Source organism: Streptomyces sp. NPDC059917, assembly GCF_042730635.1.
Taxonomy (GTDB): Bacteria; Actinomycetota; Actinomycetes; order Streptomycetales; family Streptomycetaceae; genus Streptomyces.
Window position 1 is genome coordinate 225334 of the sequence record NZ_JBHWLC010000003.1, and the last position, 8456, is coordinate 233789.

At 75.6% G+C, this 8456-nt stretch carries 11 protein-coding genes; 5 read left to right on the forward strand and 6 right to left on the reverse strand.

The features are described from left to right. Positions 1 to 19: 19 nt before the first annotated feature. Positions 20 to 385, forward strand: a complete 366-nt coding sequence (locus ACFWAR_RS03255) for a DUF6204 family protein (RefSeq protein WP_385772568.1) — start codon at positions 20 to 22, stop codon at positions 383 to 385. Here ACFWAR_RS03255 and ACFWAR_RS03260 read toward each other — a convergent pair. Continuing rightward, complete coding sequence (locus tag ACFWAR_RS03260; RefSeq protein WP_385772569.1) at positions 300 to 1256, reverse strand: EamA family transporter; 957 nt, start codon at positions 1254 to 1256, stop codon at positions 300 to 302. The two genes, ACFWAR_RS03255 and ACFWAR_RS03260, sit on opposite strands and share 86 nt — an antisense overlap. A 117-nt stretch (positions 1257 to 1373) precedes the next feature. Between ACFWAR_RS03260 and ACFWAR_RS03265 the strand changes: the two genes are divergently transcribed. From ACFWAR_RS03265 to ACFWAR_RS03280, 4 genes are all read left to right on the forward strand, one after another. Next, the gene (locus tag ACFWAR_RS03265; RefSeq protein WP_385772582.1) at positions 1374 to 1856 is read left to right on the forward strand and encodes a MarR family winged helix-turn-helix transcriptional regulator; all 483 of its coding nucleotides are present in this window, start codon (positions 1374 to 1376) and stop codon (positions 1854 to 1856) included. Positions 1857 to 1903: 47 nt separating this feature from the next. After that, a complete protein-coding gene (locus ACFWAR_RS03270) occupies positions 1904 to 2269 on the forward strand; it encodes a YbjQ family protein (RefSeq protein WP_385772570.1) in 366 nt (121 codons plus the stop codon). A gap of 133 nt (positions 2270 to 2402) precedes the next feature. After that, positions 2403 to 3527: a TauD/TfdA family dioxygenase gene (locus ACFWAR_RS03275; RefSeq protein WP_385772571.1), complete on the forward strand. Its 1125-nt coding sequence runs from the start codon at positions 2403 to 2405 to the stop codon at positions 3525 to 3527. Then, positions 3524 to 4090, forward strand: coding sequence for a phosphonate degradation HD-domain oxygenase (locus ACFWAR_RS03280; protein ID WP_385772572.1), 567 nt, complete (start codon positions 3524 to 3526; stop codon positions 4088 to 4090). Before ACFWAR_RS03275 ends, ACFWAR_RS03280 begins: the two co-directional genes overlap by 4 nt. A 26-nt stretch (positions 4091 to 4116) precedes the next feature. Here the strand turns inward: ACFWAR_RS03280 and ACFWAR_RS03285 are convergent, their stop codons facing one another. From ACFWAR_RS03285 to ACFWAR_RS03305, 5 genes are read right to left on the reverse strand one after another with little or no spacing between them, the layout of a single operon-like run. Beyond that, positions 4117 to 4869, reverse strand: a complete 753-nt coding sequence (locus tag ACFWAR_RS03285; RefSeq protein WP_385772573.1) for a GntR family transcriptional regulator — start codon at positions 4867 to 4869, stop codon at positions 4117 to 4119. A gap of 58 nt (positions 4870 to 4927) precedes the next feature. Then, positions 4928 to 5569 (reverse strand): HAD family hydrolase, encoded by a 642-nt coding sequence (locus ACFWAR_RS03290; protein ID WP_385772574.1) that lies wholly within the window; start codon positions 5567 to 5569, stop codon positions 4928 to 4930. After that, the gene (locus ACFWAR_RS03295) at positions 5566 to 6642 is read right to left on the reverse strand and encodes an ABC transporter ATP-binding protein (RefSeq protein WP_385772583.1); all 1077 of its coding nucleotides are present in this window, start codon (positions 6640 to 6642) and stop codon (positions 5566 to 5568) included. Before ACFWAR_RS03295 ends, ACFWAR_RS03290 begins: the two co-directional genes overlap by 4 nt. 44 nt (positions 6643 to 6686) lie before the next feature. Beyond that, entirely contained in the window at positions 6687 to 7562 is an 876-nt protein-coding gene (locus ACFWAR_RS03300) for an ABC transporter permease (protein WP_385772575.1), read from the reverse strand. Then, complete coding sequence (locus ACFWAR_RS03305) at positions 7550 to 8410, reverse strand: ABC transporter permease (protein WP_385772584.1); 861 nt, start codon at positions 8408 to 8410, stop codon at positions 7550 to 7552. Before ACFWAR_RS03305 ends, ACFWAR_RS03300 begins: the two co-directional genes overlap by 13 nt. Between the last annotated feature and the right edge of the window lie 46 nt (positions 8411 to 8456).

Genomic DNA, 8456 nt, shown 5'->3' on the forward strand with positions numbered 1-8456 from the left:
ACCGCCCTAGAGTCGAGGGATGAGCACTCGCACCTTCCGCATCACCGTCCGCGGCGCCTTCGACGGACTCACCGCCGAGCAGCACGCCGAGCTGGTCGCCCGGGCGCCCGAGCACGACATGCTGCGGGCGGAGTTCACCGCCGAGGGCCACCTCACCTACGACATCGCCGCCCGGCCGTTCTTCACCTTCCGGTTCCTGGAATCGGGCGAGAAGGAGGAGGACATCCTGGACGCGAGCGCGCGGGCCGAGCTGGCCGCCGAGGCGTGGCTGGAGGAGCGCGGGTACGGCTACAAGAACATCAAGTCCCAGTCCCAGGACCTCTCCCTGGCTCCGCTGGGCAAGCGCGGGCGGCGCGCGGCTGCGGCGGCGCTGCCGACCGACTGACCGGCGGTCGGGCCGGGGCCGGGCGCCCGAGCAGGATCCCGGCCAGGGCCAGCAGGAGCCCGCACAGCTGCCGGGGGGCGAGGCTCTCCCCGGCGACCAGCGTGCCGAGCAGGACGCCCGTCACCGGGTTGAGCAGTCCGACGAGGCCGACGGTGGCGGCGGGCAACCGGCGCATGCCCGCGAACCAGGCCGCGAAGGCCACCGCCGTCGCCAGGACGGCCGTGTAGCCGAAGCCGAGCAGGGCGGGTCCGTCCACCGCGGGCGGTCCGCCCTCGACGCCGACGGCCAGGGGGAGCAGGAGCAGGCCGCCGCCGACGAGCTGCCAGGCGGTGGAGGCGAGTATCCCCGGCGCCGCCGCCCCGTCCGCCTGGTACCAGCGCTTGGCGAGGACGAAGCCGAGGCAGGACATCACCATCGCCGCCGCCGCGGCGCACGCGCCCGGCACGTCGACGGCCGTGTCCGCCCCGAGCAGCATCAGGGCCACTCCGGCGACGCCCACTGCGGCCGCACCCAGGTGGCGCGGGGCGGGGCGCTCCGCGGTCAGCGGCCAGGCGATCAGCATCAGCACCAGGGGCGCCGCCGCCATCACGGTCGAGGCCACGCTGGAGGGCAGGCGCTGGGCGGCGAGGTAGACCAGGGCGAAGAAGCCGCCCATGTTGAGGGTGCCGAGCAGCAGCGACTTCCACCACCACGATCCGCGCGGCAGCACCCGTGCGACCGCGAGCAGCATCAGTCCCGCGGGCAGGGCCCGGATCGCCGCGCCGTACAGCGGCTGGCCCGCGGGCAGGAACGCCTGGGTGACGTAGTAGTTCGCGCCCCAGGCCACCGGTGCGACCGCGGTCACCAACGACCACCGCAAGGTATCTTCCATGGAAGACACTTTACCTTCCAGGGAAGGTATCTTGGGAGGGTGCACGACGAGATTCCTCCGGACCCCGCCCCTGCCCGGACCCCGGACCCCGCCCCCGCTCCCCCACCGCCGGACCGCATCGCCCGCATCCAGGCCGAGTGGGCCCGCGAGCGCCCCGATCTGGACGTCACGCCGCAGGCGGTGATCGGCCGGCTCCACCGGCTCGCCGCCCTGTTGACCGAGCGCCTGTGCCTGGTCTTCGGGCGCTACGGACTGAGCGAGGGCGAGTTCGACGTCCTGGCCGCGCTGCGCCGCGCGGGGGCGCCGTACGAGCGCGCGCCCGGCGAGCTGGCCGCGCACACCATGGTGACGACCGGCGCCATGACGAAGCGGATCGACCGGCTGGAGCGGGACGGCCTCGTCACGCGCCGCCGCTCGGCCGCCGACGGGCGCGGCCGGGTGGTCGGGCTCACCCCGGCGGGCCGGGAGCTGTTCGACCGGGCCTTCACCGAGCACGTACGGGGCGAACGGGCCCTCCTCGACGCCCTCGATCCGGGGCAGGCGCAGCTCCTGGAGGTCCTGCTGACCACCTGGCTGCGCCAGGTGGAGCCGCCTTCGTAGGCCCGCCCCGGGATGCGGGCCGCGCGGCGCGGCGGGAGAGTGGCCGCATGGGAATCGATGATTACGGCGGCGGTACCGGGGCGCAGTCCGCGGTCCTGGTCGTCACGACGAACGACGTGCCGGGCTACCGCGTGCAGAAGGTGATCGGCGAGGTCTTCGGCCTCACCGTCCGCTCGCGGCACCTGGGGAGCCAGATCGGCGCCGGCCTCAAGTCGATGATCGGCGGCGAGCTGAAGGGCCTGACCAAGACCCTGGTCCAGACCCGCAACCAGGCCATGGAGCGGCTCATCGAGCAGGCGCAGGCGCGCGGCGCGAACGCGGTGCTGATGATGAGGTTCGACGTGACCGACGCCGCCGACGTGGGCACCGAGGTCTGCGCCTACGGAACGGCCGTCGTCATCGCGCCCCAGTAGGCGAGCCGTCCCGTCGACGAGCCGTCCACCGCGTCGCCACCTGGTCGTCATGCGCGGCTGCCACGCTGCCCGCGGGTCAAGTTGTACAGACAACTTGACCCGTGGGGGCGAGGACGCCCCGAGGACGACGCACATGACGACGGGAACCGTGATGACGGCAACGACGATCCCCCGCCCGCCCGCGCTCTGGCTGCGCGACAACTGCCCCTGCACGCACTGCCGCGACCCCCGCAGCGGCCAGAAGCTGTTCCAGATCACCGATCTGCCCGCCGACCTCGCGGTCGGCTCCGCCCGGGAGGCCCGGACCCCGCTCGGCGAGGCCGCCCACGAGATCGTCTGGGCGCCGGACGGCCACCGCTCGCTCTACCCGCTGGCCTGGCTGGACGCGCACGCCCCCGGACCCGCGGCCGACCGCCCCGGCGACGGGCGGACCGAGGCCGACAAGGAGCTGTGGGCCGCCGCGGACCTGCGCGACCGGCTCCCCGAGGCCGACTGGGCCGCCTACACCGGGGACGACGCCGTACGGGCCGGGGCCCTGGAGCACGTCCAGCGGCTCGGCTTCGTCCTGCTCCGCGGGGTCCCCCGCCGCGACCGGCAGGTCCTCGACGTGGCCCGGACCTTCGGCCACATCCGCGCGACGAACTACGGCGAGCTCTTCGAGGTGCGCGTCGAGCCGGAGCCCAACAACCTGGCCTTCACCTCGGCGCCGATCACCCCGCACACCGACAATCCCTACCGCGATCCGGTGCCCACCCTCCAGCTCCTGCACTGCCTCGACAACAGCGCGAGCGGCGGGGACTCGGGACTGGTCGACGGCTTCCACGCCGCCGCCCTGCTGCGCACCGAGGACCCGGCCGCCTTCGCCGTGCTCACCCGCACCCCCGTCGAGTTCGCCTTCGCCGACGCGCACACCGCGCTGCGCGCCCAGCGACCGCTCATCGAGACCGACGCCCTCGGCCGCATCCGCGAGATCCGCTTCAACAACCGCTCGATCACGACCCTGCACCACCCCGCGGAGGTCCTCGACGCCTTCTACCGCGCCTACCGGAGCTTCGCGGCGCTCCTGCTGCGACCGGAGCTGCGGCTGGACTTCCGGCTCGCCCCCGGCGACTGCGTCGTCTTCGACAACACCCGTCTGCTGCACGCCCGTACGGCCTTCGCCGAGTCGGGTGCGCGCCACCTCCAGGGGGCCTACGCCGATCTCGACGGGCTCGCCTCCACCCTCGCCGTCCTGCGCCGCACCGGAGGTGCCCGATGAGGCCGCCCGCCGACGCTCCCCTGGACGCGCTCGCCGCGCTCTTCGCGGGCGAGGGCAGCGCCGAGTACCTGGGCGAGGCCGTCACCCAGGCCGGGCACATGCTCCAGGCGGGCGCGCTCGCGCAGGCCGCCGGGGCGCCCGCCGCGCTGGTCGCCGCCGCACTGCTGCACGACGTCGGACACTTCCAAGGCGCCGTCACCGGACGGGACCTGATGGAAGGTCACCGGGACAACCGGCACAGCCACACCGGGGCGGACTGGCTCGGGCAGTGGTTCGGGCCCGAGGTCACCGAGCCGGTGCGGCTGCACGTGGCCGCCAAGCGCTACCTGTGCGCCGTCGAACCGGGGTACTTCGCCCTGCTCTCCGAGGCCTCCGTGCACACCCTGCGGATGCAGGGCGGACCGATGAGCGCGGCGCAGGCGCGCGCCTTCGAGGCGCTGCCGGGGGCGGCCGACGCGGTCGCCGTGCGCCGCTGGGACGACCTCGCGAAGGATCCGGAGCGGGACACCCCCGGCTTCGAGCACTTCCGGCCGCTGCTCGCGGCCCTGCTGCTCGCCCCCTGAGCGGCCCGGGAGGCCGCCGCCCGGTTTCAGGGACCGAGGCGGCGGCCCAGGGCGCTGGCCGCCGTCGTGTGCACCGTGAAGGACACCGTTCCCGGCAGGTACCGGTCCTGCGACCACTCCACCGGGACCCCCGCCGGGTCGGTGGAGCGCCGGCGCTCGCGCAGCAGCGCCTCCCCGGCCCCGCAGCCCAGCAGCTCCGCGTCGTCGGCGTCCGCCGCCACGAGGTCGATGGTGTGGTGGCCGTCCATGAACAGCACGCCGTGGCGCGCGAGTTCCTCGGAGTACGAGACGGTGTCCAGCGGCATGCCCGCGACCAGGGCGCCGACGGCCTCCGGGTAGGTGGTGCGTTCCACCATCACCGGCGCTCCGGCCAGCGTGCGCAGCCGCCGCACCCGGTAGACGGGGCCCCCGGGGGCGATCCGCAGGTGTTCGGCCTCTTCGGCGTCGGCCGCCGCGCGGTCGACCGCGACCGTCCGCCCGCCCGGTTCCCGGCCCAGCGAACGCGCCCACCGGGTGAAGCTGCGCAGTTCGGCGGAGCCCGCGTCACCGGGGGCGGCCAGCACCACGCGGCGGGTGCCGCGGCGCGAGGTGACCAGGCCGTCGGCGCGCAGCGCGGCGAGCGCCTGGCGGACCGTGCCCCGGGACACGCCGTGTCGGCGGGCGAGTTCGTCCTCCGCGGGCAGCCTGGCCCCGGATCCGTACTCCCCCGCCGTGATGGCGGTCCGCAGGTCGGCGGCGACGCGGAGGTACAACGGGGTCCTGCGCGATGCCTCGTTCACGGACCCAGCTTGTCACGTTCGCTCGCGCCGACCGCCCCGGGCCGGTGCTCCGGCCCGCTCAGGCGCACAGGGCGCGCAGCAGGTCGGGGTCCGCGTCGGCGAGCGAGCCGAGCAGGGTCAACCCGGGGGCGGGGGCCAGGGGTTCGGTGGAGGGGACCCCGAGCACCCGGCAGCCGGCGGCCAGCGCCGAGGCGATGCCCGTCGGGCTGTCCTCCACCGCGACGCAGCGCTCGGGCGCCGCGCCGAGCGCGAGCGCGGCCGCGAGGTACGGGTCCGGCTCGGGCTTGGTCCGTACGGTGTCCTCCGCGCCGAACAGGACGTCGAAGCGGTGCCCGTCCAGGGTGCCCGCGACCTGGTCGACCACGGCCCGCGGCGAGGCGGAGACCAACCCGGTGGGGACGGCCTCGGCGCGCAGCGCGGCCAGCAGCCGCAGGGCGCCGGGGCGCGGGACGGTTCCGGCGGCGAGCCGCGCGGCGAAGCCCCGCCCCAGCTCGGCCGCGAGCTCCGCCTCCCCCGCGTCCAGGTGCCGGGCCAGCAGGGCGGCGGCGTCCTCGACGGAGCGCCCGGTCACGGCGGTGCGGCGGACCGGGTCCAGTGCGCGCCCCCGGCGTGCGGCGGAGGCCTCGACGACCTCCAGCCAGACGCCCTCGGTGTCGACCAGGGTGCCGTCCATGTCGAAGAGGACCGCTTGCAGGCTCATGCCGGGCCGCCCTGGGGGGCGAGCAGCACGGGACGCGGGTGCGGCCGTACGGCGACGCGCGCGCCCGGCAGCAGGGCGGCCGCCGCGTGCGTGGGGACGTCGGCCTTGACCTCGCTCACCCGGCCCGCGGCGTCGGTCAGCGCGATGCGCACCCGGACGGTCGGGCCGTGGAAGGCGGTGCCCAGGACGCGGCCCGGGCCGTCGTCCTCGGCGGTGACCTCCAGTCCCTCGGGGCGCAGCAGCGCCTCGACCGGACCGGGGGCCGGAGCCGGACCGTCGACGGGCAGCCGGACGCCGAGCACGTCGACGGTCCCGTCGGCGGCGGCGTGCGCGGGGACCCGGTTCATCGCGCCGATGAAGTCGGCGACGAATCCGGTGGCGGGACGGGCGTACAACTCGGTCGGGGTGGCGCACTGTTCGAGGCGGCCGCCGCGCATGACCGCGACCCGGTCGGCCATCGAGAGGGCCTCTTCCTGGTCGTGGGTGACGAAGACGGTGGTGATGCCGAGCTCCAGTTGGAGGCGGCGGATCTCCTCGCGCAGGGTCACGCGCACCTGGGCGTCGAGGGCGGAGAGCGGTTCGTCGAGGAGGAGCAGCCGGGGCCGCAGGGCGAGCGCCCGGGCGAGGGCGACGCGCTGCTGCTGGCCGCCGGAGAGCTGGTGCGGGTAGCGGTCGCCGTGGCCGGGCAGGCCGACCAGTTCCAGGAGTTCGGCGGCGCGGGTGCGCCGTTCGGCGGCGGGCGCCCCGCGCATGCGCAGGCCGAAGCCGACGTTGTCGGCGGCGTTCAGGTGCGGGAAGAGGCTGTACGACTGGAACACCATGGCGGTGTCACGGCGGTTGGCCGGGACCGGCGCGATGTCCTTGCCGTCGAGCAGGACCTGCCCGGCGTCGGGCCGTTCGAAGCCGGCGAGCACGCGCAGGGCGGTGGTCTTGCCGCAGCCCGACGGGCCCAGCAGGGCGAGGAGTTCGCCCGGGGCCACCTCCAGGTCGAGCCCGTCGAGGGCCACGGCGGAGCCGAACTCCCGGCGCAGGCCGCGCAGTTCGAGGCTGGCTCCGGCGCGGGGCTCGGGCATCGCGCGCGTCGTGTGCGGCGCGGTGGTGGCGGTGGTCGCGTTCATCAGGGGGTGACTCCTACGGCCTTCGGGCGGGAGGTGCGGTGGTGGCGCTTGCGGCCGGCCACCGTCAGGACGAGCAGCAGGGCCCAGGTCAGCAGCAGGCTCAGCAGGGAGACGGCGACGGACAGCCGGGCGTCGGATCCGGAGGCCTGGACGACCCACACGGTGAACGGTTCGAAGCCGAGCAGCTGGGCGACCGTGAACTCGCCCAGGACCAGGGCCAGGGCGAGGAAGGACGCGTTCAGCAGGGCGCCGCGCAGGTTGGGCAGGACGGCGAGGACCAGCGCCCGGGGCCAGGACGCCCCGAGGTCGCGGGCCGCCTCGACGAGGGTGCGCACGTCCACCGCGCGCAGTCCGGCGTCGAGCGCGCGGTAGACGAAGGGCAGGGCCATCACGGCGTAGGCGAGGACCAGGACCAGCGGGAAGGCGGGGTTCTGGACGGCCACGAAGGTCTGGTAGAGCGGGGTCGCGGCGAGTTGCTCCGGGCCCCAGCGCAGCACCGTGGAGATCCCGGCGGTCAGCGCGACCGGCGGCACCACCAGCGGCAGGGTGCACACGACCTCCAGCACGGCGCGCAGCCGGGGCGCCCCGAGCCGCACGGCCACGGCGGCCGGGACGGCGACCAGCAGCACCAGGGCCACGGTGGCCGCGGCCAGGCCGACGGAGAGGCCCAGGGCGGCGAGGAAGCCGTCGGCGTGCACGATCCGGGTGTAGGCGGAGAGGGTCCAGCCCTGACCCGGGATGTCGAGGGTGAAGACCGCCGAGGCCAGCAGCGGCACGAGGAAGTACGTCGCGGCCAGCAGCAGGACGAGCGTGCGGCCGGGGCGGAGCGTGCGCGGCGGGCGGCTCCCGGCGGTGGCCGGGGTCAGGCGAGCCATCGGGCGCTCCTTCGCTGGAGGGGCAGGTGGACGGCCATCACCAGCAGCGCGACCAGCACCATGTCGAGGCTGAGCGCGAGCGCCACGTTCTCCTGGCCGATGAGCACGTTGCCGGACAGCGCGTCGGCGATCTGGAGGGTGACGAGGGGCACGGAGCTGCCGACCATCGACGCGGCGGTGGCGTAGGCGGCGAAGGCGCTGCCGAAGAGCAGGACGAACCCGCCGAGCAGGGTCGGCAGCAGCACCGGGATCCCGATGTGGCGCCAGTACCCCCAGGTGGAGGCGCCGCAGTCCTGGGCGGCCTCGCGCCATTGCGGGCGCAGCCCTTCCAGCGCGGGGGCCACGGTGAGCACCATCAGCGGCACCAGGAAGTAGAGGTAGGTCAGCGACAGGCCCCAGAAGCCGTACAGCGACCAGCCGTGGGCGTCGAGGCCGAGGCCGGTGGTGAGGACGCCCGCGTTGCCGAGGGTGGCGACGAAGGCGAAGGCGAGCGGGACGCCGCCGAAGTTGGCGAGCACCCCGGAGGCGGTCAGCACGGCCTCGCGCAGCACGCGGCTGCGGGAGCTGACGACCGCCTGGGCGACGAGGAGCCCGAGGAGGGCGCCCGCGGCGGCGGTGAGCGCGGACAGCTTCACGCTGCCGATGAGGGCGGTGCGGTAGGCGCCGTCGACCGAGCGGGCGAGGTTGTCCACGCCGTAGGCGGTGGTGCCGGCGACCGGGTCCTTGACGCTGAAGGCGCCGAAGACCATGGCCAGGGCGGGCAGGCCGAAGGCCAGGGCGACCAGCAGGAGCAGCGGCAGGGCGGCGAGCCAGGCGCCGCGGCCGCGGCGCGGGCCGCGCCCGGTCAGCGGCCGGGGCCGGTTCCCGGGGGCGGCCGCGGGGCGCCGCCCGGGC